Annotated in this window: 20 protein-coding genes; 9 read left to right on the forward strand and 11 right to left on the reverse strand. The window is 52.4% G+C overall.

Going from position 1 to position 24,696, the window contains the following annotated elements; all coding sequences use genetic code 11:
• Positions 1–306 precede the first annotated feature (306 nt).
• Together IX84_RS08525 and IX84_RS08530 are read right to left on the reverse strand one after the other, a co-directional pair.
• On the reverse strand, positions 307–1,938 hold the full coding sequence (locus tag IX84_RS08525) for a DUF1501 domain-containing protein (RefSeq protein WP_044218829.1): 1,632 nt from the start codon (positions 1,936–1,938) through the stop codon (positions 307–309).
• A 30-nt stretch (positions 1,939–1,968) separates the two neighbouring features.
• On the reverse strand, positions 1,969–3,423 hold the full coding sequence (locus IX84_RS08530; RefSeq protein ID WP_044218832.1) for a DUF1800 domain-containing protein: 1,455 nt from the start codon (positions 3,421–3,423) through the stop codon (positions 1,969–1,971).
• A gap of 240 nt (positions 3,424–3,663) precedes the next feature.
• On the opposite strand from IX84_RS08530, the gene IX84_RS08535 reads away from it, so the two are divergent.
• Positions 3,664–4,005: a vWA domain-containing protein gene (locus IX84_RS08535; RefSeq protein WP_044218834.1), complete on the forward strand. Its 342-nt coding sequence runs from the start codon at positions 3,664–3,666 to the stop codon at positions 4,003–4,005.
• A gap of 58 nt (positions 4,006–4,063) precedes the next feature.
• On the opposite strand, the gene kynU is transcribed toward IX84_RS08535, so the two are convergent.
• Positions 4,064–5,356, reverse strand: a complete 1,293-nt coding sequence (gene kynU, locus IX84_RS08540; protein ID WP_044218837.1) for a kynureninase — start codon at positions 5,354–5,356, stop codon at positions 4,064–4,066.
• Positions 5,357–5,654: 298 nt separating this feature from the next.
• Here kynU and IX84_RS08545 point away from each other — a divergent pair, with 298 nt between their 5' ends.
• The 7 genes from IX84_RS08545 (at position 5,655) to IX84_RS08580 (ending at position 14,644) form a co-directional block, all read left to right on the forward strand.
• On the forward strand, positions 5,655–7,925 hold the full coding sequence (locus IX84_RS08545) for a T9SS type B sorting domain-containing protein (RefSeq protein ID WP_044218840.1): 2,271 nt from the start codon (positions 5,655–5,657) through the stop codon (positions 7,923–7,925).
• A gap of 15 nt (positions 7,926–7,940) precedes the next feature.
• Positions 7,941–8,957 (forward strand): hypothetical protein, encoded by a 1,017-nt coding sequence (locus IX84_RS08550; RefSeq protein ID WP_044218843.1) that lies wholly within the window; start codon positions 7,941–7,943, stop codon positions 8,955–8,957.
• 12 nt (positions 8,958–8,969) lie between these two features.
• Positions 8,970–9,908, forward strand: coding sequence for a hypothetical protein (locus IX84_RS08555; protein WP_152604969.1), 939 nt, complete (start codon positions 8,970–8,972; stop codon positions 9,906–9,908).
• A gap of 129 nt (positions 9,909–10,037) precedes the next feature.
• Entirely contained in the window at positions 10,038–11,228 is a 1,191-nt protein-coding gene (locus tag IX84_RS08560; RefSeq protein WP_044218849.1) for an acyl-CoA dehydrogenase, read from the forward strand.
• 138 nt (positions 11,229–11,366) lie between these two features.
• Positions 11,367–12,497 carry a site-2 protease family protein gene (locus tag IX84_RS08565; RefSeq protein ID WP_044218853.1) on the forward strand — a complete coding sequence of 377 codons (1,131 nt, stop codon included), beginning with the start codon at positions 11,367–11,369 and terminating at the stop codon, positions 12,495–12,497.
• 39 nt (positions 12,498–12,536) lie between these two features.
• Positions 12,537–13,937 carry a T9SS type A sorting domain-containing protein gene (locus IX84_RS32415; RefSeq protein WP_081968669.1) on the forward strand — a complete coding sequence of 467 codons (1,401 nt, stop codon included), beginning with the start codon at positions 12,537–12,539 and terminating at the stop codon, positions 13,935–13,937.
• Positions 13,934–14,644, forward strand: coding sequence for a hypothetical protein (locus IX84_RS08580; RefSeq protein WP_044218860.1), 711 nt, complete (start codon positions 13,934–13,936; stop codon positions 14,642–14,644). The genes IX84_RS32415 and IX84_RS08580 overlap by 4 nt, the downstream gene beginning before the upstream one ends.
• Positions 14,645–14,761: 117 nt before the next feature.
• On the opposite strand, the gene IX84_RS08585 is transcribed toward IX84_RS08580, so the two are convergent.
• Together IX84_RS08585 and IX84_RS08590 are read right to left on the reverse strand one after the other, a co-directional pair.
• Positions 14,762–15,106 (reverse strand): DUF3024 domain-containing protein, encoded by a 345-nt coding sequence (locus tag IX84_RS08585; RefSeq protein ID WP_044218864.1) that lies wholly within the window; start codon positions 15,104–15,106, stop codon positions 14,762–14,764.
• 142 nt (positions 15,107–15,248) lie between these two features.
• Positions 15,249–15,716 (reverse strand): YqhA family protein, encoded by a 468-nt coding sequence (locus IX84_RS08590; protein WP_044218867.1) that lies wholly within the window; start codon positions 15,714–15,716, stop codon positions 15,249–15,251.
• A 350-nt stretch (positions 15,717–16,066) separates the two neighbouring features.
• Here IX84_RS08590 and IX84_RS08595 point away from each other — a divergent pair, with 350 nt between their 5' ends.
• The gene (locus IX84_RS08595; RefSeq protein ID WP_044218870.1) at positions 16,067–17,191 is read left to right on the forward strand and encodes an IS701 family transposase; all 1,125 of its coding nucleotides are present in this window, start codon (positions 16,067–16,069) and stop codon (positions 17,189–17,191) included.
• 123 nt (positions 17,192–17,314) lie between these two features.
• On the opposite strand, the gene IX84_RS08600 is transcribed toward IX84_RS08595, so the two are convergent.
• From IX84_RS08600 to IX84_RS08625, 6 genes are all read right to left on the reverse strand, one after another.
• Positions 17,315–17,635: a putative toxin-antitoxin system toxin component, PIN family gene (locus IX84_RS08600; RefSeq protein ID WP_052515881.1), complete on the reverse strand. Its 321-nt coding sequence runs from the start codon at positions 17,633–17,635 to the stop codon at positions 17,315–17,317.
• Positions 17,636–17,641: 6 nt separating this feature from the next.
• Entirely contained in the window at positions 17,642–17,878 is a 237-nt protein-coding gene (locus tag IX84_RS08605) for a hypothetical protein (RefSeq protein WP_044218872.1), read from the reverse strand.
• Between the two features lie 115 nt (positions 17,879–17,993).
• The gene (locus tag IX84_RS08610; protein ID WP_044218875.1) at positions 17,994–21,389 is read right to left on the reverse strand and encodes a methylmalonyl-CoA mutase family protein; all 3,396 of its coding nucleotides are present in this window, start codon (positions 21,387–21,389) and stop codon (positions 17,994–17,996) included.
• Between the two features lie 229 nt (positions 21,390–21,618).
• Positions 21,619–23,445, reverse strand: a complete 1,827-nt coding sequence (locus IX84_RS08615; protein ID WP_044218877.1) for a S41 family peptidase — start codon at positions 23,443–23,445, stop codon at positions 21,619–21,621.
• 116 nt (positions 23,446–23,561) lie between these two features.
• Entirely contained in the window at positions 23,562–24,305 is a 744-nt protein-coding gene (locus IX84_RS30840) for a helix-turn-helix domain-containing protein (protein ID WP_152604970.1), read from the reverse strand.
• Positions 24,251–24,655 (reverse strand): hypothetical protein, encoded by a 405-nt coding sequence (locus IX84_RS08625; protein WP_044218880.1) that lies wholly within the window; start codon positions 24,653–24,655, stop codon positions 24,251–24,253. Before IX84_RS08625 ends, IX84_RS30840 begins: the two co-directional genes overlap by 55 nt.
• Positions 24,656–24,696: the final 41 nt, after the last annotated feature.

Here is a 24,696-nt window from a genome sequence, read left to right on the forward strand (position 1 = left end):
TTACAGCCCGGCAGGGTATTGGCCCTGCACGCCACACAGGACAAAAGTACACTGATACCACTGATCTTTGCAATCCGATGCCGCCATACAGACATGCCCCGCTCTTATGCCCCTGCTCGCAATCCGTGCAAATCCGCGTAATCAGTCCAATCAGTGTTCCCTCACGCCACACAGGACAAAAGTACACTGATACCACTGATCTTTGCAATCCAATGCCGCCATAGCCTGCCTCGCTCTTATGCCCCCGCTCGCAATCCGTGCAAATCTGCGTAAATCAGTCCAATCAGTGTTTCATAACCTACCCCCTTACTGAGTCATCACAATCTTCCGGCTATACGCCTGCCCCTGCACCTCAATACTGTACACGTAGTAGCCTGCCGCAATCTTCGCCCCAGCGCTCTGAAACGTATGCTGATGCTGCCCCTTAGGCTGATAGCCCCGGAAAAGGGTGGTCACCGGCTGGCCCAGCATGTTGAAGATGTGTACAGTCACATTGGCGCCTTTCGGCAATACGTAGTGGATGCCCACCTGACTGCGCCCATCGTAGGAAGCCCAGTGCCTGAGTTGGTAAACGGGGGCTTCGAAGACCGGTACAGGTGAACAGGTGAGCCCAAGGCCGGGCAAACGGTCAAAGTACCCGCCCATCACCTGATCAACGATGCCGGGGTCTACGCACAGCCAGTTTTCCAGGACAGAAGCATAAATCTCCCGGAAATCAGTGCCATACTTCAGATTGCCGGCGTTGTCCACGTCCTGCATATCGGGGTGGTCGCCCAGGAAGCCATTGCCGTTTAGGCCGGGGCCAAAGAGCAGCAGGGGCGCTGCCGCACCGTGGTCGGTGCCATTGGAGGCATTTTGCTCAATGCGGCGGCCAAATTCTGAGAAGGTCATCGCCAGCACGTCTTTGGCACGGTCGGCGGTAGCCAGGTCATCGTAGAAGGCCTTCACGCTATTCGCCAGATTGTTGAGAAGATTGGCGTGTTGGTTGGGCTGATTGGCGTGGGTGTCAAAGCCATCGAGTGTGACCATGTAGAGCTTGGTGCCCAGGCCGCCCTTGATCAGCCGCGCCACGAGCGCCAGCTGATTGCCTAATTGCCCTTCGTAATCTACGTCATTGGTAGCGCTGTTATAGGTTTCGGAGATGATCTCGGCGTAGCGGAAGGTGTTATTGGCTACGGTGCGCAGGTAGCTGATCTGCTCCCCAAAGTAGCATTCCGGTACATTGACCGGGTCGTAAAGTTCTCCGTCCTGAGCAATTTCGAGGAGCGTGTCCGGGTCTTCCACCTGTACGCTCATGTTGTTACCATCGGTATTGTCGAAGAGGAAGGTACCGCTGCCGCCAATTTGTACCGCAGGAGGGATGTCCGGTGGGTTGGTGACAAAATCGGGGTATTGTCCTTCCAGGAAACGCCCCAGCCATCCGCTTGTGTCCACTACATCGCTATCGCTGGCCGTGGTCCAGATATCGGTTGAACGGAAATGGGAAAGGTTCTGCCCGGGGTAGCCTACGCTGTTTACCACCTTCATCTGCCCGTCCTGCCACATCGGCTGCAGATCACTCATGAAGTTAGGCATGCCGAAGTCGGGGCCCAGGGTAGTCAGCTCAGATTGAGGGATATGGATATTCGGGCGGGACATCTGATAGGTGCCGTAGTCGAAAAGCGGGATGATGGTATTCAGGCCATCATTGCCTCCCTTGAAGCGGATGAGTACCAGGATACGGTCACCGGTAGAGTTGGTCAGCCCCCAGGCCAACGGAGAATTGGCCATCGCTGTAACGGGCGTTTGGCTGAGCATCATTGCTCCGCCGCTGAAAATGCCCAGGTTGCGCAGGAAGGTACGGCGGCTCCATGCCCGGTGGTCGCGCTCGTGGGCTTCGCCGTGTTCGAGGGCACTGCCGAGGCGGCCCTTGTCTGTCGTTTTATGGTGGTCACACATGGTGTTGTTGTTTTGGTGGTTCGGAATGGATTAAGCGAGTTGGAATTCTGGCAAACGGAAAAGGTGCCGCAGCAAAATGGCAATCTGCTCATCGGCGGTATCCCAGTCCAGGTTCCATTCACCGGCATCAAAGTAGTTCTGCGGGACTTCCCACTTGAAAACCGTAGTGGCCCGGTCGTAGGCTTCCGGATTGCTCAGCCCGCCACTGATGAAATGATCAATGATGGAGGCCGTGACCTCATACGGGTCAATGGAATTGCCGCTTAAATCCTTAGCCAGCTGCACCAGCTCCGGCTTGTAGTCAAAGTAGTACCGCCCGACGATAAAGTCCAGGGACAGCCACCGTTCGGTCATGGTATTGGTGTCGATCCAGTCGCGGTTGCCCGGCCAGCCTTTTACATCCACCGGAGAGAGGATTTGCTGCCCCAGGTCATTGGCGAGATAGCCTATGATCTGCAGTACTTCACCATCAATGGGCACCCGGCTTTCCCGGATGATATTGAGGAAGAGCTCCACCGGGCTTTTAATGATCGTGCCGATTACGTACTCATCAAAGAAGTGTTCGCTTTTGAACAGTTGACGGAAAACCGGGGCAAGCTCGAAGTTATGATCCTTGAAGGTCTGCGCCAGCCCTGCCACTATGCCCTCGTCCACTTCAGGGTGCACAAAGGTGCGGTAGATTTTGGTGCAAATGTGCTGGGCGATTTCATCAGGGCGTTGCTCAAACAGGATGTCGTGAAGGTCATCGTAGCTCCAGTTGCCTGTTTGGCCGAAGACCGTTTTCTCAGTATTGTCAAAAAAGAAAGGCACAAAGTTGATCGGTGTGCAATAGGGTGGACCATTCAGCCCGTTCCAGCCGGTGAGTGCGCGGGAAGCTTCGGCAATATCGTCTTGGGTATACCCATTGTCCAGCCCCAGGGTAAAGAGCTCAAACAGCTCCCGTGCATAGTTTTCATTAGACTCAAAACGGGTGTTTTGCACGCCGTTGAGGTAGAGCAGCATCGCAGGCGTTTTGCCCATTTCCACCGTGAAGTCCTTGAAGTTGCCCAGGGCATGTTGCCGCAGCAGGGTGGTATATTGGTACATGTAGGAAGGGCACTGATAGCTGTTGAAGCTTGTCACGAAGTGGTTGTGCCAAAACAGCGCCAGCTTTTCGCGAAAGCCAAACTGCAGCATGCCGTTGAGCCATTCGGTTAGCCAGCCGATGACCTGCTCGAAGCGTTGGGTGTTAAAATCATCGTAATCGGCGGTAGACCAGTTGGCCCATTCGGGCTCATCGGGAAGGGGGAGGTTGAGGGCCTCATCAATCAGGCTGTCGACCAGCGTCTCCGGGTCTTGCTGCAGCGCTCCCTCAATATCTTCGGGTGCGATGCCATGGCCCATTCGCCGGAAGAGATGCTGCACCCGGGCTTTATTCCAGGGCTTATCGGCACTGGGCACATAGGGCTCTAATGTACCGGTTGCACAATTCTCGGTTATCATCATAGCTAAAAGGGTTTTCAGGTTCGTAGAAAAGACGGTTGCCACCGCAGGAAAGTTACGCTACATGGAGGACAAACGGTCTTAAGCACGCTCCTTTGACGCGGAAACCTGCCTGAGGTTTAATGAGGAGGAATTTTTTAGTAAACCTGACTCTGCGGACCCTGCCAAAAGCCTTCATCAGACAGTAGCCGAAAAGTTGTATTTTAGAGGTACCGTACACTGATTTTCCCAAAACCCAGCACCATGAAAACCCTTCTTCCAATCTTCACTATCCTGTTTGTTGCCCTAACCGCATTAGCTCAGGAAGCCCCCGCCCCTATGCTGCTCATTTACGATGCCAGTGGCTCTATGTGGCAAAAACTTGGCGATGAGACCAAAAAAGTACTCGCTGCCGAAGCCCTGTCTTCTACCGTAGCGAATTTTTCAGAAGACCAACCGGTCGCCCTTATGGCCTACGGGCATCGCGAAAAGGACAACTGCGATGATGTAGAGTGGCTGCTCGGCCTCGATAATACCTCTAAGGAGGAAGTGATGAAGTCAGAATCCGGACGCTCGGTGCGCACAGTGGCCACGACGAAACGATAGAGGTCGAGATCAAGCCGCAAACAACCGTAAAGAAAATAATGACCTACTGATAGTGGGGCTAAGCCGTTCCCAGCAGCTCAACAAAGCGATAGACCTCCTCAAAGGTGTTGTAAAGTGGTGTAGGCGCTACCCGGATAACCCCCGCTTCACCCGGAGGAAGCTGCTTGCCGCTAAGGTTGTCTTCCCGCCAGTCGGCAATGACGCCCTGCTCTGACAGTGTGTCAAATAACTTCTTTCCACCTTGTTCTGTGAAAATGGAAAGCTGACAGCCCCGCGCCGCCGGATTGGCAGGGGTGATGATACGGAAACGCCCGGTGGGCAAACTATGCAAAAGCTCCTCCAGGTAGCCGGTAAGCTGTTCGCTCTTTCGCCGCAGCGCAGGCATGGTTGCTTCGTAGAAAATATCCAGGCTGGCCTTGTGCACAGCAAAGCTGAAAATCTGTGCATTGCTCAGCTGCCAGCCCGCTGCGCCCGGCATGGGATGAAACCCTTTGCGCATCAGAAACCGCTCGTTCTCATCGTGGCCCCACCAGCCGGCAAAGCGGGGCAGGTCGGGGTTGTTGCCGTGGCGCTCGTGCACGAAGGCACCGCTTGGTCCGCCGGGGCCGGAATTCAGGTATTTGTAACTGCACCATACCGCGAAGTCAGCGCCCCAGTCATGAAGCTTTAGGTGGGCGTTGCCCGCAGCATGCGCAAGATCGAAACCGGCATAAGCCCCCGCCCGGTGCGCCGCTTCGGTAATAGCTTGCATATCAAAGAGCTGCCCGGTAAAGTAATTGACGCCACCAAAGAGGACCAGCGCGGTTTGTGCTCCATGCTCCTCAATTGTGGCAATAATCTCTTCGGTGCGCAGGGTGTCTTCCCCGGGACGGGGCTGCACTTCCACAATCGCTTCCTCCGGGCTGAAGCCGTGCCATTTCACCTGGCTTTCCACCGCGTACTGATCAGAGGGGAAAGCCCCGGCCTCCATAATAATTTTGAAACGGGTGGCATCCGGCCGGTAAAAGCTCACCATCATGAGGTGAAGGTTGGTGGTCAGGGTGTTCATCACCACGACCTCTTCCGGCATGGCACCTACCACATGCGCGCTTTGCTCCGTCAGGAACTTGTGGTAATCCATCCAGGGCAAATCGCCCCGGAAGTGCCCTTCCACGCCATGGGTTTTCCAATGCTCGAGTTCGTGCTTCAGTGCGGCTTCTGCGGTTTTGGGCTGTAGCCCCAGGGAGTTGCCACAGAGGTAGAGGCTGTCCTGTCCGTTGTGCTGCGGAATGAAAAAGCGGTCGCGGAAGTGGCGCATTGGGTCGCGGGCATCCATTTCGCGGGCGTAGGCAAGAGTGGTGGCTTCGGGCATGAGGTTTTTTTGCAAAGATAAACAATGGGTAGAAACCCCTGCAAAGCAGCAGGAAAGGCTAACAAACTAAGAACAGGTGTAATATGTCCAGCGCTCTTTATCAAAAAACTAGCGCCGGATTCCCTTGGCATCTTATGGAAAAGTGATACCTTTACAGCCCGGCAGGGTATAAGCCCTGCCAGCGTCATAGTCTCCACACCCTCGCCCCGCACCGGGGAGCACCCTGAATTTAAAGACTGCCTGTCCCAATGCAGTAGCAAACTGCTATGGGTTGAAACGATGCCAGAAGGTTAAATTGATGAAGGACTACGACTTCTACCTGCTGAAATGCTATTGCGCTGTAGCGCTGCTACTCTGTGTCCCCGTTATTTTACCGGCACAGCCTATCATGCTGAGTGACTGCGGTCAACCCTATGTGGACCCGCAGGACGGCAATAACACGATGACGGCCCAAAACCGCGATACGTTACGCTATACCACTTACTTCGTGGAAACCCAGCAGCAGCAATCCTACATCGTGGATGTGAATGCCTTCGGCGGGCAGCAGGTGGACCGGGTGGAGGTGCAGGCGATTATGCCGGATAGTTCCCTCAAATCACTGGGCTCCCTCGCTTTTGGCAACTGCGTGGGCTGCCTTAACGGCTTCGCTCTGATCGACAACGATAGCCTTATCGTTTCAGAAGTCTCTGATGTCAACACCATGGACATGTGGCTGCAGGCACTGGGGCAGCCTCCTTTTGCCCTGCCTGGTAATCTGCAGACACTGAGCGGCGTGGGCCGGATTAGCGGGACAGCGCCTTTTTGCGCCATCGGGCTGCAGGTACAGTACAGCGTGTACAGCGACCCTAATAATGCCTCCACCGAATTTTCCACCTACATCCACTGCCCGCAGCCGGTGAGCGATTGCAGCTTCAACCCTGTGGGCATACCCGATTGTAACGCCAATGCCATCTACTTCTTCGCCGGTGTGCCGGAAGGCTGCTTCGCGGATGATGCCACTATGGAGTGGACAGATGCTGCCGGTAATGTGGTGGGCAATGGGCTCATCACCAATCATCCGTTCGAAGGGAATCAGGGCTGGTACTACTTCACTGCGGTGGACGACTGTTGCACGGTCCGCGACTCCTTTCTGGTGACCGACCCTGAATTTGCAGATGCCGGCCCCGATGAAAGCCTTTGCAACGGTACTGACTTCTCCCTTGCCGGTACCGGTGGGCAGGGGCACTTCTGGACGCTCCCGGACGGGACCTCCACCACCGATTCTGTTTACCAAACGGCAGCTTTGAATCCGGATAATGAGGGCGCCTACATCCTACATGCCTTCAACGAAGAGGGCTGTGAAGACCTCGACACCATGAACCTGCAGATTCTCCTGCCGCCCACACCCGAGGTGAGTGCTTCTGCCGCCTGCCTGGGCGATACGGTCTTCCTGCTTACGCAGAATGACAGCCTGTTCCAGAGCCTGCAGTGGGTCAACCCTTATCAGGTGCCGGTACCTTTCTCCTTTGTGACAGATTTTGAAGTGACGGATATCGGGGAGTACAGCCTAACGGCAACGGACCTGAATGGGTGCAGCATCACGGTGCCGCTATTCGTTACCGCCAATCCCCTGCCGGAACCAGAGCTGATCATCGAAGAGACCTGCGATACGGCCTTTGCCTACTTTTATCCGCCGGAGCTGAGCTTTGAATGGCCCGGTGGCAGTGGCAATGAGCTGGCAACGGCAACCGGGGGCATCTACGCTGTTACCGTAACCGATTCCCTGGGCTGTGCACTGGACTGGCAGGTGGACATCCCGGAACCCGATGGTCCCGAAGTGCAGTTGTTCATCGAACAGCCCGTCTGCCCTGGCGAGCTGGGCGAGGTGGAAATCGAGTTGCACAGTACCGAGCGGCAGGCAATTTTCTCCATTGACGGAGGCGAGAACTACACCCTTTCCCAACGCTTCAAAGACTTGGGCTACGGAGACTACCTGCTGGTCATCCGTGACCTGTTTGACTGTGTACAGGAATTCCCCATAACCATAATCCGGCCTGATACTTTGGGCGTCAGCCTGGACTACGAACCGATTGAAGTGCGACCGACAACGCCCATTTCCCTGACCGCCAATACCATCGGCGATGTGCAGCGCCTCCAATGGGTGCCCGACGATATTGATACCGGTCAGCCCACTACAGATTTCATTGCCACCCGAAATTTGGATATCCGGGTGATAGTGGAAGATGGCCGAGGCTGCCTGGCATCAGCTGCTCTGCCGCTCACAGTAGTACTTGGGGATGTCTACGGGCCAACCGCATTCTCACCCAATGGCGATGGTATCAACGACCGGCTTATTTTGTACAGCGACGGGGGCTCCGGTGAGATCGTGGAGCGCTTTCAGGTGTACGACCGCTGGGGCGGGCTGCTTTTTGAAGAAGAAGAAGTGCCCCTCAATGACCAAAGCTATGGCTGGGACGGCAACCGGCTGGGCGAGCCCATGAACACCGGCACTTACGCCTACTACGGCATTGTGCGCTACCCTAATGGCTTTCGGCGCATCGTCGAGGGCGAAGTCCACCTGATCCGATAAAACTGAAATGAAGTGATGAATAAAATAGTAACCCAAATCATTGGTCTTTGCCTCCTGCTGCTGCCGGGCTTGCTGCATGCCCAGGCTTTTGAGTTTGGGATGGAGACCACCACGGGGATTTCCAATGCCAGTTTTCGGGGGGAGCTTTCGGAAATCGTTGGCTTTTCTGAGCTGGAGATTGCGGAGACTGAAGTGGACAGCGCTTTTGCCTTTTTTGACCTTAATGCGCCCCGCTGGCTGAAAAACCTCTTTCCCGGCCTGCGCATAGAAATCGAGCAGGAGCTGGAACGGCAGCAACGGCGAAATGTCCGGATGGCGCGCTTCTTCGTACGCTACAAATTCATTGGAGGTAGTGTGGCTGTTTCTGACCCCCGCTACATTGACCGGGCCGAGAGCAAAAAACTAAGTAATCAAGTCAAATCCGTACGATTGTCTTTGCGTGGCGACGCCGAAGCCCTGGCGGAACACCTCGCGCAGATGGCTTTGTCTGATGCCGGTCGGGCGCAGCCCTTTTTCCCCAACCGGTATGATGCGGAGGTGTACGTTCATTTCAAAAAGTTATTCCTGGGCGACCGTCCCCTCGTCGCTTTCGGGCGCAACGAGCAGATATCCATAGATGCCGAGCTGACCGGCGGGCTTCGGCTGACCGCTGACCCTTCGCCAATGGTTGACCTGGGCAATATCCTCTTCATTAGCGAAAAGCTGGACAGCCTGATGGAAGGCGGCCTGCTCGCACCGGTGGAAGACATCACCGATCAGGTCGCAGTGGCACTGCAAAATATTGTATTCGGAAAGTTCCGGGATCCGCGCACCATCCCTTCTCTGGGCTGGTTTGCCCGGGCCACCGTGCCGGTCAATTTTGGCGGAGGTTTCTCTGTTATTGGCGGCATAGAGGTGGCGCGAAGCCGGCATACCGTCGTAGAGGGGACGGACCCCATGCTGCAGACGTACGCGCACGTAGGCGTACGCTGGCGTACCGGTTTTGGCTGGAAGCAAAACAATGCACAACGATCCGCCCGGCGGCGGAAATAAACTCAATAGACTATGAGAAAAAATGTACTACTACTACTGATCTTCATGATACTAAGCCTGTCGGCTGCCTGGGCACAAGGCCGCGTAGGCGAGCACAGCACCCGCTACCTGCTGGTACTGGATGATGCACAACTGGATTTCGGCGTCAAGATGAACGCCGTATTTGCACTGGACGACCGGGCGCCTTTGTCCGCCAATCCCCACTTTCAGGCCATGTGGAACCTGGTCAAGCTGGGGGCCTCGCTCGAAGCCTTGCTGCAAGGCGCTGCCGAGCCGATGAGCGAGCTGGAAATGGGCGAGGAGTTCGGCCGCAATGGATACAACAAGACCGTGGCGACTTTCTTCCTTCGCTATAGCTTCGGGGAGTCTTCTGACCTGCAGCTACAGCCACAGTCTATCGAGATAGGTGCAAGCCCGGGTTACTTCCGGGAAGGCGGCAAGGGGATGAACCTCCACCTCGACTACCGGTACAGTTTTCTGAAAACCCGCTACGGTGCGGGTGGGGGCAGCCTCGACCGCCCCTTTGACTACGAAGTCTTCCTGGGGCTGCGTACCGGTTTTGACTGGAGCTTTCAGCGCTCCGAAAGTGAGGCTGGCTTTTTCCAGTTCCTCAATCAGGAAATTGAGCGGATTGCCCTGGAAAACGAATTTACAGCCACCCAGCTGATTGCCCTGCAAGACCTTGCTGACGACAGCAAAGTGCTCCTTCCCGAAGACGTAGGCGGGAGGGCTTTCCACATCGGGCCCATTGCGGGTATTAGGTTGTCAAGGAAGCTTTTTTCGCACGGGCGCATTTTTGCGCATGGGCAAATTTTCTACGACCTGATGGATATGAGTCAGGGTCGGGAAGGGGAGGTCAACCGGCGTAGTCAACACCATGCAGCGGTACAGATGGGCATGGAATTCGCTATCGGTGGAGAAGGGCGCCGGACGAATAACAGTTTTTACTAAACACCAACAAAGGCGAGGCTTCAAAATTTTATTTTGTGCTGAAAATAGCGTATTTTCGCTAAGCACACATTAGTTATTTGCTAATATTTTGAGTGGTACACCGCCCTCAACTGAATAAACCAAGAAAATATGTTTTTTGAACTCACCGAAGAGCAACTGGCCGTTCAGGAAGCGGCACGCGAATTTGCCCAAAAAGAACTCAAGCCCGGCGTGATTGAGCGCGATTCCAAGCAGGAATACCCTACCGAGCAAGTCCGCAAAATGGGCGAGCTGGGTTTCCTGGGTATGATGGTATCGCCAGAGTACGGTGGCGGCGGCATGGACACGATGTCCTACGTGCTGGCCATGGAGGAAATTTCTAAGGTCGACAACTCCTGCTCGGTCATCATGTCGGTCAACAACTCTCTGGTCTGCTGGGGCATTGAAACCTACGGGACAGAAGCCCAAAAAGCAAAGTACCTGCCTAAACTGGCTACCGGCGAATGGATCGGTGCTTTCTGCCTCTCCGAGCCGGAAGCAGGCAGTGACGCCACGATGCAGCGCACCACGGCTGTGGACATGGGCGACCACTACGTACTCAATGGCACCAAAAACTGGATTACCAACGGTGGCACTTCCAAGCTGCACCTGGTAATGGCACAGACCGACCCGGAGAAAGGGCACCGCGGCATCAACTGCTTCATTGTCGAGACGGATTCGGAAGGCGTAGCGATTGGCGCCAAGGAAGATAAGCTGGGCATCCGTTCTTCTGACACCCACACCATCATGTACACCGATGTGAAGGTGCCTAAGGAAAACCGTATAGGCGAGGATGGCTTCGGCTTCAAGTTTGCGATGAAGACGCTGTCTGGCGGCCGGATCGGTATTGCTGCTCAGGCACTGGGTATTGCCGGTGGCGCTTACGAACTGGCGCTGAATTACTCCAGGGAACGCGAAGCCTTTGGCAAAGCGATCAGCAAGCATCAGGCGATTGCTTTCAAGCTGGCAGATATGGCTACCGAAATTGAGGCAGCCAAGCTGATGGTGTACCGTTCGGCCTGGCTCAAAGACAACAAAATGGACTACGACATGGCAAGCTCAATGGCTAAAATGTACGCCTCAGAAGTGGCCATGCGGCATACCGTAGAAGCGGTGCAGGTGCACGGTGGCTACGGCTTTGTGAAAGAGTACCACGTTGAGCGCCTGATGCGCGATGCAAAGATTACGCAAATCTACGAGGGTACTTCCGAGATACAGCGTGTGGTCATTTCCCGCAACATCCTGAAAGGGCAGCTCTACCTGCCAATCTTCCGGGACAGCATGCAGGAACAGGGCGTATAACAGCCTCCGGGCCCGCCAAAAAGGGATACAAAAGCATCTTCTCAGTATTGGGGAGGTGCTTTTGTTGATTCAGCCCAAAAACTAAGCCTCCCGTTTTTACGTTTGTAGATCACATTCATTCTTTACCTAACCTCACTCATGAAAGGCGTTGTCCAAATTGCGAAGTTCTTCGGCATACCGGTGCAGGTCCACTGGACCTTCCTGCTCATCTTCGTATGGGTACTGGCGAAAGGGCTGGGCGAAGCCTGGGACTGGGAGACGATGGCCTGGATGATGGGTTTTGTATTGGCCATCTTTGGCTGCGTGGTGCTGCATGAATTTGGGCATGCCCTTACGGCCCGCCGCTACGGCGTGGATACCCGCGATATCATCCTGTCGCCCATTGGTGGTGTGGCGCGCCTGGACCGCCTGCCGGAAGATCCGGTACATGAGTTTATGGTGGCCGTGGCCGGGCCAATGGTCAATGTATTTATCGGATTGCTGCTTTCAGCTCAGCCCCTGTTGGCTTCCGAGGCAAGCCGGTCGAAGTTCTACAACTTCTTCATGAGCCTGGCTTATCCCAATTCCAATATCTTTTCGGTGGGCTTATCGCCCTGGGATTATTTCCTCTTCGGGCTGATTTTCCTGAACGGCATCCTGGCGGTCTTCAACATGGTGCCCGCCTTCCCTATGGATGGAGGCCGGGTGTTGCGGGCGCTGCTGTCCATCCGCCTGGGCCGTCTGAAAGCTACGCGGATTGCCACTTACGTTGGGCAGGTGCTGGCGGTAGGTCTGGTCGCCTTCGGGGTATGGCAGTTCAGTATCATCACGGCGGTGATTGGTATTTTCGTGTTTGTGATGGCTGCCAATGAGTACAAAATGGTGCGCTTCGATGGTATCCTCAGCAAACACGCCGTGGCGGATATCATGCGTCCGCAATACACCCCCCTGTATACGGATCAGCCGCTCTCCGCTGCCTTTGACCTGATGCAGCACGGCACCGAGCGCCACTTCCTCGTATTCGATGAATGGCACAACCTGACCGGCACGCTAGGCGAGCGCAGACTCGTCAAACTTGCCAAGGACAAAAAGCTTGACCCTTCCTCTACGCCCCTCAGCAGCGTCATCCGCCCTTTCCCCGATGCCCTCCTTCCCACGGACCCGCTGGATGAAGCCTACGGTAAAGTATACTGGAAGGGCCGTGGTATCCTCCCGGTCTTCCATCAGGGCAAGCTGGTAGGTGTGGTGGATGAGAATGGGCTGTCGGGGTTGTTGAAGGTGAAGCGGTAGGGGGGGGATTAACCCCCGTACTTCGCTAACTTCGCTTCTGTGAATTTTACTTTTTCGGTTGACATCCCTTTATATTTCCATGGTGTTATCACGTTGATGGATGAAATTTATGACAGTGACTTTGGAACCTCTGCGTCATGTAATGTAAATGTAGCATGCGAACAAGGGATCGAATGGGATTGTCAAATTAGCTCAGTATGTAAAATAATTATCGGAGAAAGTTCATGTAGCGGGTCATTGATCAATAATGATTGTTGCGATTTGACTCCATATATTTTAACTGCTAATCATTGTTTTACCATTAGCGGAGTCGATCCCATAGACTGGAATTTTAGGTTTAATTACGAAAGTCCTGTATGTGATCCATCAGAGGAACCCAATCCATTACAGTGGGTTCCTTATTTTGGTGCTACCATTGATGCTAGATGGGGAGACACTGATTTTTTATTGGTAGAATTGAATGATGCCTTAAATCAAGAAGATAATCTTTCATTTTCTGGTTGGGACAGGACAACAACACCTAATCATGGTGTTGTAACATGTATACATCATCCTGCTGGCGACGTCAAAAAAATATCAATTGATAATACACCTCCCGCAACTCAAGCATTTGATTGGTTTGTCGATGATTGGGATATTGGAACTACTGAAGGTGGAAGCTCAGGGGCTTCATTATTCGGTATTAACCAACGCATTATGGGTATTGATAGCCGAGGAGATGGACTTGAACCTTGCGATCCTGACAAAGGTACATTTTTCGGACGGTTTGATGTTTCGTGGGGAGGAAATGGAACGCCGAACTCAAGACTAATAGACTGGCTGGGAGCTTCTACAAATCCAAATACTATGGATTGTATGCAGCACCCTTTTATCGAAGGGCCAGAAGTATTATGCACTGATCCTGAAACTTATACCTTGATAAACAATATGCCTTGTGTCAAGACAGTTACTTGGCGAGTCGAACCAGCGAATTTATTTGCGTCACCGGGTAGTGGAAACGGAGTCACAGCTCCACTTTGGGGAAATAATACTTCTTCAGGGCCTGCAACTCTTATTTATACACTATCAGCCGAGGGATGTAACGATGCCGAAGTAGAGTACGACCTATTTGTAGGAAGGCCGTGCACTTTTGAATTGCACTCATTTCCGACTGAAATATGTGTGGGCGAACAAGGGGAGACATTGTCAGGTGCAGCGAAATTTAAAGCGGATGTTTTTCCTAACCCAGCAAATGAGTTTATTGAGGTCATATGTTCGGGATATATACCTGGTACAAGAATAGCCGCCAGTCTAATTTCTACGGATGGAAAAGTGGTAAAAACGATTGAAGAGTACTCCCATAACTTCAAAGTGGACATGGCTGATTTGCTATCCGGACTTTACGTGCTGCAATTGAATGCAGATGGAGTGATTTATCACGAAAAAATAGTGAAGCTATGAAAAAGATATTGTTGATTACAGGGTTAATACTCGTTTCAAAATTATTACATGGACAGTCTATAATTTTTGGCGATTGGATAGTAAGAACCAAATTTGGCATAGAAAAACACGATAAGCGATTGTTCGATTATGCTCTTAAAGAGCAATTACTGGCAGAGCAGTATGATAAGCAATGGGGTACTTACCAAATTGAATTACTATTACAGAGAATGATAATGGCTTCAGGTATTATAGGGGTCTATGGCGGGTTTGGTCTAAACTATGAAGTTGCTTCCTTCCGTAGACCTTTTGATCATAAGTACTTTATTGAAGGAGGTTCTGATGATATACTATTACTTCAAGACAGATACCATAAGGTAAAGGCACCGATAAATATCAATTCTTTTTTTAGAATGAGTGAACGCTTATCTGTCTCAGCTGAGATTGAATTGAATTGGCTAATTCAAAGAAGCATCATAGATTCAAGAGTAAGTAATGCTGGATTTCCATATACGGAAGCTAGGTTTGAATTGGATGATATCCAATTGAGGCTTGGAGTGAATTACAGGCTCGGCAAATTGATAGTAGGCCTGCATTCAAGGGTGGTCAACTTTCAGAAGATTGACAGGATTATCTTCAATCGTATTGTCAAAGACCCTAGAACGGACCAAATATGGGAGTGGGATAATCCGTTGCGTTTTGACTTGACAGTGGGGTATACATGGTGAAGAGAAGAATGAACTGGACATAACACGGCATAAAACGGCAAGTGGGGCTAAGCGCCCCACCTGCGTTTATGCTGGCCGGTGGTGAATATGTGGATTGTATCTATTCATTCATCTGGGTTATCCAAAAAAACAATGGTACTTATCCTCTTTAATCACTTCTAATAATTCCTGCAAATGTGTAGCAACGGGATAAGGTTCGTATGCCTCCCATTTTCCGCTGGCACGCATCCAGTACAAGTTCCATTCGCCACGTGATTTGTAATAGCGTATTTTGGCAAATTCGTGATGCAGTATATTCTCGGGTTTGTCCCATTGCGGACGAATTTCATAGATTAGAGCAACACTACCGTCCCAAGAATAGCCCATATCCAATTGCTTTCGAACTTCTATTTCTTTTGGGCGAATCTGCTCTATGAATACTTTTAGTATCCCATCATTAAGATCTATCTCCTTTCCTTTCATAACGAATCATTAATCATTGACGGCTTATCAGAAACTATCCTCTTCACAACCCCTCTCATCAGTACAGGGCGAAGTAGTCTTCTATTGCACTTGTGCCATTTGCACCAGCCATACAGAGCCTTCAGGCGCTTTTGCACAAGTGCTAACTTTCTTTCTTCTGCTTGATGCTCAGGAAGTAGCTCAGCCCAATAATCACCAGCCCCAAAGCAACGCCATAACCCATAATATCGTCCTCCCCATTCCAGGTGACGACTTTGCCCATGAAGGAAATACTCATGACTAAAATCGCCACCGTAATGAGCATGACCTTGAGCTGATCCATGTTTTTGATGTTGATCCAGTCGGGCAGGCCGGCGATCGGTTTAAAGAATAGCTCATACAAGCCTACCGCTACAAGCAGGGCGGTGATGCCGAGCAGAAAAAAATCAACAATGCCCACCACAATTACGATGATGTCTTTTTCGGAGTGCTGATTCTGCAGGATACCGCCTGCCGCGTGTACCGTCTCTACCATACCGTACAGCATTACCGCAACGGATAAGGCAAAGATGCCCAGCAGCCCAATCGCTGCCAGGCCTTTTATGCAGTAAATGAGAAACCGATTGCCCATAGTTGTTTTTATATATAGTTGACAGTTGGTTACTATGCTTCTAAGTCGGGGGCGGTGGGTAAGCAGTCTACCTGTACAGACTTGTAAATAGAAAACTGTACTTTATTGACCCAATAAATTGAAGGGCATAAAGATAAAAAGATAATAGGGTGCAATTACCAACAATATCTACTTACTCTTGCATCAATTTAAGAAATGCCGCCGCTTTTTGGACATTGACCTTGGGAAAAGATAGATCGTGTAGTACATTAAAGTGTTTATCATTACTTACTGACCTTTCGCACGCGAAATATTTGGAAAATTGATTAATAATGTCAGGGCAGTTATCTTGCAGCTCAAAGGAGCGAAAGATGAAAGACCCAAAGTTACTAGACTTGTATTCGGACTACCTGCTGGCATCGTTTCGCATGGCGACAGCCACCGGCTTGTCCGAGCTGACCGATCAGGCACTGAGCCATGACAAGATCAGCCGTTTTTTAGGGCAGGAAGCCTTCACGGCAAAGGACTATTGGCGTTGCATAAAGCCTTTGGTACGTAAAGTGGAGCACCCGGACGCGGTCATCAAGATAGATGACACGATCGAGGAGAAGCCGCACTCTACGGAGAATGAAGTGGTCACTTGGCACTGGGACCACTCCAAGAAGCCGAAAGCGGGGCACACCAAAGGGATCAACATCCTGAATTTCCTTTACCAGAGCCCACAGGGCATAGAGCTGCCTGTTGCTTTTGAGATCGTGCGCAAGTCGCAAGAATACGTGGATACCAAAAGCGGGCAGGTAAAGAAGCGCAGCCCCCGCAGCAAGAACGAGATGCTGCGCGACCAGCTTTTTGCACTTGTCAAATACAACCGCGTGCCCTTCCGCTATGTGGTCTGGGACACTTGGTTTGCTGCCAAGGAGAACTTTGAGTTCGTGCACTATGAGCTGGGCAAGCATTTTATCAGTGCCTTAAAGAGCAACCGCAAGGCTGCCCTTACCATGGAAGACAAACTGGAAGGCAAGTTCCACCGAGTCGACGGGCTAGAACTGCAAGCAGGCCAGGCCATTACTGTTTACCTTAAAGGGCTGGACTTCCAAGTCCAGCTGGTCAAACAGGTCTTTATAAACCAAGACGGCTCAACTGGAGACTTGTACCTGGTCACCAACGATCTGGAGCTAAGCGGCCCAGCTATCTGCACAACCTACGGGACACGCTGGGGAGTGGAGGTATTCCACAAATCGCTCAAACAAAACGTGGGGCTGGAAAAGTCCCCCACCAAGCACGAGACATCCCAGTGCAACCATGTTTTTGCTGCCATGATTGCCTGGACTAAACTCGAACTGCTGTCTGCAAAAGAGCAGACCAACCACTTTGCCCTAAAAACCAAAATTTATGTCAATGCCCTCAGGGCGGCTTTTCAAGAGGTGCAAAGGCTCAAAGCCTATGTCCCTGCAATTGGACCGCCGGATGGGCTAGCCACCCCTCTTTTGGGGTAAGGCTTTGATTAACTTGTTCATGCGAGTGCTTTTTCAGTGCCATGCACTGAGCGGGCTTGCTGTGCCAAGCACCCTGAATACTGCTAATTTTTTCAATTATCATAACCTTTCGCGTGCGAAAGGTCAGTTACTTACAATAAAGTCAGCATTACTCGCGATCGCGCAGTCTACAAATTTATTATCGTCCGCATCTGACTCGACGAGCTGCCATTTGAAGTACTTGGTAGTCCAAAGAACGTTTGGAGCATTTTCTATAAGCTGCAAAGCGTACTCTGTTAATTCATTGCCCATATGCCTGGACAAGACCTCTTCATACTCTGCAAGAATATCTGTCGTGACGCAAAGTTTGTACCTCTCCGTAATAAAGGCATCGAAAATTGGGCGAAACCTGGATTTCGGAGAAATGGAAACGAGTAGCACATTAGTATCCAGCACCACTTTCACAATAGCTTAATTTTCAGGGTCATAGGGGGTGCGTTCATGCGTTTCCAGCAGCCGGTCCATGTCTTCGTCCGACCAATTATTTTTTTCCCAGGCTTCATCGGCCAGGTGGGACACTTTTTGAGCCAGGTATTCTACGATCAACCTTTTAATCTCACGCAGATCTTCTTCATCCAGTTCACGTGAGAACAACCTGAGGATCTCAAGTTGCTGGTCGTTTAGGGGGAGTTTTTGTGCAGAGTCCATGAAAATTCTTTTTAGCAGTCCTAACTAAAACCTACTCCGGATCAAATTTATGTGAGCCCTGACCGGGAGGGTTATAAATAGGAACAGCTTACTCTGAAAAGCGGTTCCGTTTTCTCTACATATTCCGCCGGTACTGTCCACCGACTTCATACAAAGCATGTGTGATCTGCCCCAGCGAGCAGTGCTTAGTCGCTTCCATCAGTGCTTCAAAGAGGTTGCCGTTTTGGATGGCGACCTGCTGTAGCTGCTTCAGGTGTTGCGCTCCCCGGTTAGCATTGGCTTTGTGCAGTTCGCGCAAGCCTTTGATTTGATCCTCTTTTTCGTCCTTGGTGGCGCGGATGACCTCCCCGGGGCGCACCGTAGGCGACCCATCCTTGTTCAGGAAGGTATTCACCCCAATGATCGGCATTTCGCCCGTGTGCTTGAGCATCTCGTAGTGGAGGCTTTCATCCTGAATCTTGCCGCGCTGATACATGGTCTCCATAGCGCCCAGTACGCCACCCCGCTCGGTGATGCGGTCGAACTCCATCAGTACCGCTTCTTCCACCAACTCGGTCAGCTCTTCGATGATGAAGGCGCCCTGCAGTGGATTTTCATTCTTGGCCAGCCCCAGCTCGTGGTTGATGATCATCTGAATGGCTACGGCGCGGCGCACGCTTTCCTCCGTCGGCGTGGTGATGGCCTCGTCGTAGGCATTGGTATGCAGGCTGTTGCAGTTGTCGTAGATGGCGTACAGGGCCTGCAGGGTGGTCCGGATGTCGTTGAAGCTGATCTCCTGCGCGTGCAGCGAGCGGCCGGAGGTCTGAATGTGGTACTTCAGCTTTTGCGAGCGCTCATTGGCGTTGTACTTCTGCTTCATGGCCTTGGACCAGATGCGGCGGGCGACCCGGCCGATGACGGCGTATTCGGGGTCTACCCCGTTGGAGAAGAAGAAGGACAGGTTGGGCGCAAAGTCGTTGATGTCCATGCCCCGGCTGAGGTAGTATTCCACGAAGGTGAAACCATTGGCCAGGGTGAAGGCCAGCTGCGTGATCGGGTTCGCGCCTGCTTCCGCAATGTGGTAGCCGGAGATGGAAACCGAGTAGAAGTTGCGCACCTTATTCCAGATAAAGTATTCCTGCACATCACCCATCAGCTTGAGGCTGAATTCGGTGGAGAAAATGCAGGTGTTCTGTGCCTGATCTTCCTTGAGGATGTCGGCCTGCACCGTGCCGCGAACGGAGGACAGCGCTTTGGCTTTGAGCTCGTTGTAGATGCCTTCTTCCAAAATCTGATCGCCGGTGACGCCCAGCAGGAGCAGCCCGAGCTGATCATTGGTTTCGGGCATATCGGCGCGGTACTGCGGGCGGGGCAGCCCGCGATCGTCGTATAATTCCTTTAGCTTGGCCTCGACCTTGTCCTCCAGCTCATGTTCGCGGATGTACTTTTCGCACTGCTGATCGATAGCAGCATTCATAAAGAAGGCGCAGATGGTGGCTGCCGGCCCGTTGATGGTCATGGAGACGGACGTCTTGGGGTCGCAAAGGTCAAAGCCGGAGTATAACCGCTTGGCATCATCAAGGGAGCAGACACTCACACCGGAATTACCAATCTTGCCGTAGATGTCCGGGCGGTAATCCGGGTCTTCTCCGTACAGCGTCACCGAGTCGAAAGCAGTGGACAGACGGGCGGCGGGCATGCCTTCGGACAGGTAGTGGAAACGCTTATTGGTGCGCTCCGGGCCGCCTTCTCCGGCAAACATCCGCGTGGGGTCTTCCCCCTTGCGCTTGAAGGGGAAAACGCCGGCAGTGTAGGGGAATTCTCCCGGTACGTTTTCCTGCAGGGACCACCGCAGGATCTCCCCCCAGTCCTTGAAGCGAGGCAGGACTACACGGGGAATGCGGGAGTGCGACAGGGAGGTCGTAAAAGTCGGCACGCGGATTTCCCTGCCCCGCACCTGATAGATGAATTCGTCGGCTTTGTACTGTGCCTTTTTGTCTTCCCAGGTCTCGATGATGCGCTTACAGTAGCCATCCAGCCCCAGCTCCACTTCCTCGTAGGCCTTTTTCAGGCTCGCCAGGGTTTCGGTTTTGTTGGGCAGGTTGTCCTCCGCCTCAATCGCTTTGATGGATTCGTTAAGGGCAAAGAGCTTGCGTGCCACTTGTTCCTGCCGGTCCACCCAGTCGTCGTAATTACGGTTGGAGTCGGAGATTTCCGAAAGGTAGCGCACCCGCCTTGGCGGAATGATGAATATCTTTTCGCTCACCTCATCACCGGCCATAAAGTCGGACTTCAGGTCGGCCCCGGTGCGCTCAGCGAGCACGTCCATCAGAGTGCGGTAGAGCTTATTCATGCCCGGGTCGTTGAACTGAGAGGCGATGGTGCCAATGACCGGCATCTCGTCCAGTGATTTGTCGAAGAGCATGTTGTTGCGCTGATACTGCTTTTTCACATCCCGGAGGGCATCCTGTGCGCCCCGCTTGTCGAATTTATTGATGGCAATCACATCCGCGAAGTCGAGCATGTCGATTTTCTCCAGCTGCGTGGCGGCCCCGTACTCCGGCGTCATCACATAGAGCGACATATCGGAGTGGTCGATGATTTCCGTATCGGACTGCCCGATGCCGGAGGTTTCCAGGATAATGAGGTCGTACTGTGCGGCTTTGAGGATGTCGATAGCGTCCTGTACGTGCTTGGACAGTGCCAGGTTAGATTGCCGGGTGGCCAGGGAGCGCATGTAGACGCGGTTTTGCGCCAGGTTGCCCGTGACGGCATTCATGCGGATGCGGTCGCCCAGCAGTGCGCCGCCCGTCTTTCGCTTGGACGGGTCCACGGAAATAATCGCGATGGTCTTATTATCGAAGTCCATCAGAAAGCGGCGCACCAGCTCATCCACCAGACTGGATTTGCCTGCCCCGCCGGTGCCTGTAATGCCCAGCACCGGGATGGTTTTGCCTTCGATATCTTTGCGCAGTTGTTCCAGCCAGCCGCGGTTTTCTTCCGGGAAGTTTTCGGCAGCGGAGATCATGCGGGCCAATGCACGCGGGTTTTTTTCCTGAAATTGCTTCAGCTCGCCGTTGAGATTGGTGCCCACGGGGTAATCGCATTTTTCCAGCACATCATTGATCATGCCCTGCAGGCCCAGGGCCCGCCCATCATCCGGGGAGTAAATACGGGTGATGCCATAGTCGTGCAGCTCCTCAATTTCTTCCGGCAGAATGGTACCGCCCCCACCGCCGAAGAGCTTGATGTGGCCGGCGCCCCGCTCTTTTAGTAAGTCATGCATGTACTTAAAGAATTCGGTGTGCCCACCCTGATAGGAGGTAATGGCGATGCCCTGCGCATCTTCCATGATGGCGGTATCTACAATTTCCTGTACGGAGCGGTTGTGGCCGAGGTGGATGATTTCAGCGCCTGAGCTTTGCATGATTCGGCGCATGATGTTGATGGCGGCATCGTGTCCGTCGAACAGGGAAGCGGCAGTCACGATCCGAACTTTATGTTGCGGGTGGTAGGGCGCAGTGGTTTGCATACGTGGTTTTATTGGTTAAAAGCGGCGCAAAATTACAAAAATTCTGCCAGACTAGCTTAGTGGCTAGTGTACAGAAGTATAACAAACCTGGAGCGCCGAGGTTTTACTCTGCGTAGTTGCTATGTCTTATTTTTAGGATAAGCCGACACCAGAAAAACAGAGGACTAAAGTCTGCTCCAACCCCCTGTCTGGCTAACCTGTTCAGATCATGGTGTGGATGCCCCGATTCTTACTTAATAACCTCAAGAATGTAATCTATGCAGGGGTCCTGCCCTTGAGCAATATCTTCCTGGGTAAGCGTAACCTCTACCTCCGGCGCAACACCTTCATCCGGTCGTTCACCAGGAGGAGCAAGGTATTTGAGTGGGATGTCCACTTCCATCTGACTGTGCGGCAGGTAAAAAAAGAGATATTCACCGCCATTAATCCCCTGCTGATTGCCGCCGGACTCCTGCCCAACGAAAGTGGCAAAACCGTAATGCCTGGCCTTTTGCAATAAAGTGAACGTAGCCGACACGTTACCCGGACCGCCCAGGATGAAGGCCTGGCCCTTGAAACGGTTCTTCTTAGGGGATATATTTCTGCAACCTGCCTCCTCTTTAAGCTCGAAAAAAGTATCGTCATAACGGGTATAGAACTGTGGCGGCAGCCCCTCGAAGATGATTTCATTCCAGGTCCTGGAGTAGGGGCGAAAGACAGGGTTTACCTTTGTGGTCCGTATGAGTACCTTGCCTCCATCGCTGCAGCCCAGTTCTTTCTGGATAAGGTAGCTAATGAGTTCATTCCTGGGTTCGCTGAGCCCTCCCCCGTTGCCCCGGATATCAATGGCTAGATTGGAGATACCAAGCTGGCGGATGGTCCTGAAGGACTGCTTAAACCACTTTGCCTGATCAAAGTCTTTCCATTTCCAAATAGCAAATGTATTCAGGCGCATCACGGCAAGGTCAGGATTGCTGAGGTCGAGAGACCAGCGATTGTTGTCTGAAACGGAGTTGCTGAACCGCTGCTTCATAACGGCCTCCCGCTCTTCCTTTTTCAAAGCCTTCAGGGTAACCGTTTGCATGGGTTCCGCTCCATAATTTTGGTAGTCAATTGTGAAAGCAGCGTCCTCCATCGGGAAGAACAGCGGGAAGTACAAGTCAAAGGCATTCCAGTGGCTGGCATTGACGTTGCTGACCGACAGGTAATGTGGAACCGGTGAGTTATTATTCCCATCCACTTTGGCAATCGTGGATAAGCTGTCCAAAATTGTTTTAGCTGAAATGCCATTGATGGATGTAATCGCTGCTCCTGGCCTTATCCCGGAGGCTTCCGAAGCATTATGGGTCACAATAAATTGCTCATTGAGGATACTGAAGCCAAGTGGGAAATAGATACGGCCACCGAACATGCGCTCCCGCAAGGCTGCGTTCATATTCCAGGGGTTGAGGTAGGTATGCCCGCAGCGGATTTTTTTGATGGACTGCGCCAGTATTTTCATAAATGCAGCTTCGGTCATGCCTGCATAAACCTGGGCTCTGAGGCGGTCAAATTCCCGGTTGATGCTTTCCGGGCTATTGTACCGGTAGATACCGGGGTGTATCTCGGTGAGCGCCCGCTCAAGCAGGTCAATATCGGCGAGTAGGCTGTCTTTCTGAAGGAGCCTTCCGGATACCAATTCAGCCTTAATTTGGTTGTCATTGGACGGATTGGTTTCCGGCATTTGCTGATAGCGCATCCCTTCAACAGATTTACTTAGCCTGGCCTTCACCTTCACGGCTCTCGTGGTGGGATTGGAAAGCAGGACCGTTTCCCGCCTGCCTGCCCGAAGTTGGGTTTGCCCTCTGCCAGGCAGGGTGAAGCCCTGTGTTTGTTCGCCGGTTATTTTATCTATAGTCCTGACATTTAGAGTTGCGCTGCTCAGGTTTTTTAGTTCAGCGCGAAAGCTGCTGTTCTCCTGTTCGCCCAGTACAAATTCTTCTCCGGCGGGAATGCCAATGGTAGAATAGGAAGCACAAGCACTGAGTGCGATAGTGAGCAGGAATACCAGATTCCGGCAAAAAGATTGCTTGGTCATGATGCATTGATTTTTTGATCCACAATACTGCAAAAGTGCCGTTTCAAAGGCTTTACAGCGCCTCGAAATGCATAATGAGCCGGATTACCGGACCTATTCAAGCCAGGAAAACATTTTCAGTTCTGAAAAAACGCGGTGGGCGAGCTACCGGTATGGCTTTTGAAGGCGCGGTTGAAAGAGGCTTTAGAGTTGAAGCCCGACTCGAAGGCGATAGCGAGCAGCGTCAGGTGTTCGTGTTGCCCTTCCTGCATGAGCCGGATAAATTCTTCCACCCGGTACCGGTTGACTAATCCCCGGAAGGATTCGCCCCGGCTGCTGAGTACTTTGGATACGGTGTTGCGGTGCACGCCTAAAAGCTTGGCAAAGGCTTCCAGGCTGAGTTCAGGGTCGAGATAAGGCTTGTTTTCCTTAAGTATTGCATCAATTCTGGCCGAGAGTTCCGGCTCTTCAGCGGGTGGTTTGGGCGCTTCCGGCAGGATCAGGCTCTGATGTTGGTACAAATAGGCGTGGTACCCGCTCAACAGGCTGATGCCAGCATAGGACAACTTCAGCGGGAAAGCCAGCCAGGGCGTATTGAACAGGTTGTACTCAAAAAAGCCATACAGTATCCAATCCAGGATTTCGTAACCGGAACTAATCAGAAACAGAAACGCCAGAGAGATAGTGAACCGCCGAAGCCAGCGGTAGACAGGGCCTTTCCAGAACGCTTCCGGGATATCCTGAAGCATACGGAAAGCTGCCCTCAGGTATCCAAGGGCAAGTAAAATGACCAGCCCCTCCTCTACAAATTGTCCGCAGGGGGCGATCACTTCCCGCCAAATCCAGCTTTTATAGGCCGCGCTTCTAAATCTAATCGACAAATAAAAAAGGAATTGTAGCGCCGGGAGGATAAGTGGGGCAGGTGCCGGCGCTGCAGCCTAAAGGAAGGCTGTACCCTCGACCGCACGAAAAAGTAAAAGAGCGGCCCCAGGCTCAGGCTGAAATTGATGGGGATGGAATACAGGAATTGATACTGCGCATAGATGCCCGCCATGGCAAAGAGGCCGTTGCTGAGCGTCAATGCGTAGAGGATCAGCAGTACGCCCAGGAGCAGGTTGTACTGCCGCATCCCTTCTTTGCGCACCAACAGCTGAACACCCACCACCAGGCAGAGCAGTATGCCAAACCCGGAAAGGAAAATGGCGATCAGGTCAGGGATTGCGATAGTCATAAGTGGGTTGGGTTTATCGGTATGAGGTGACGTTTGAGAAA

The sequence above is a fragment of the Phaeodactylibacter xiamenensis genome (genome assembly GCF_000759025.1).
GTDB classification, from domain to species: domain Bacteria; phylum Bacteroidota; class Bacteroidia; order Chitinophagales; family Saprospiraceae; genus Phaeodactylibacter; species Phaeodactylibacter xiamenensis.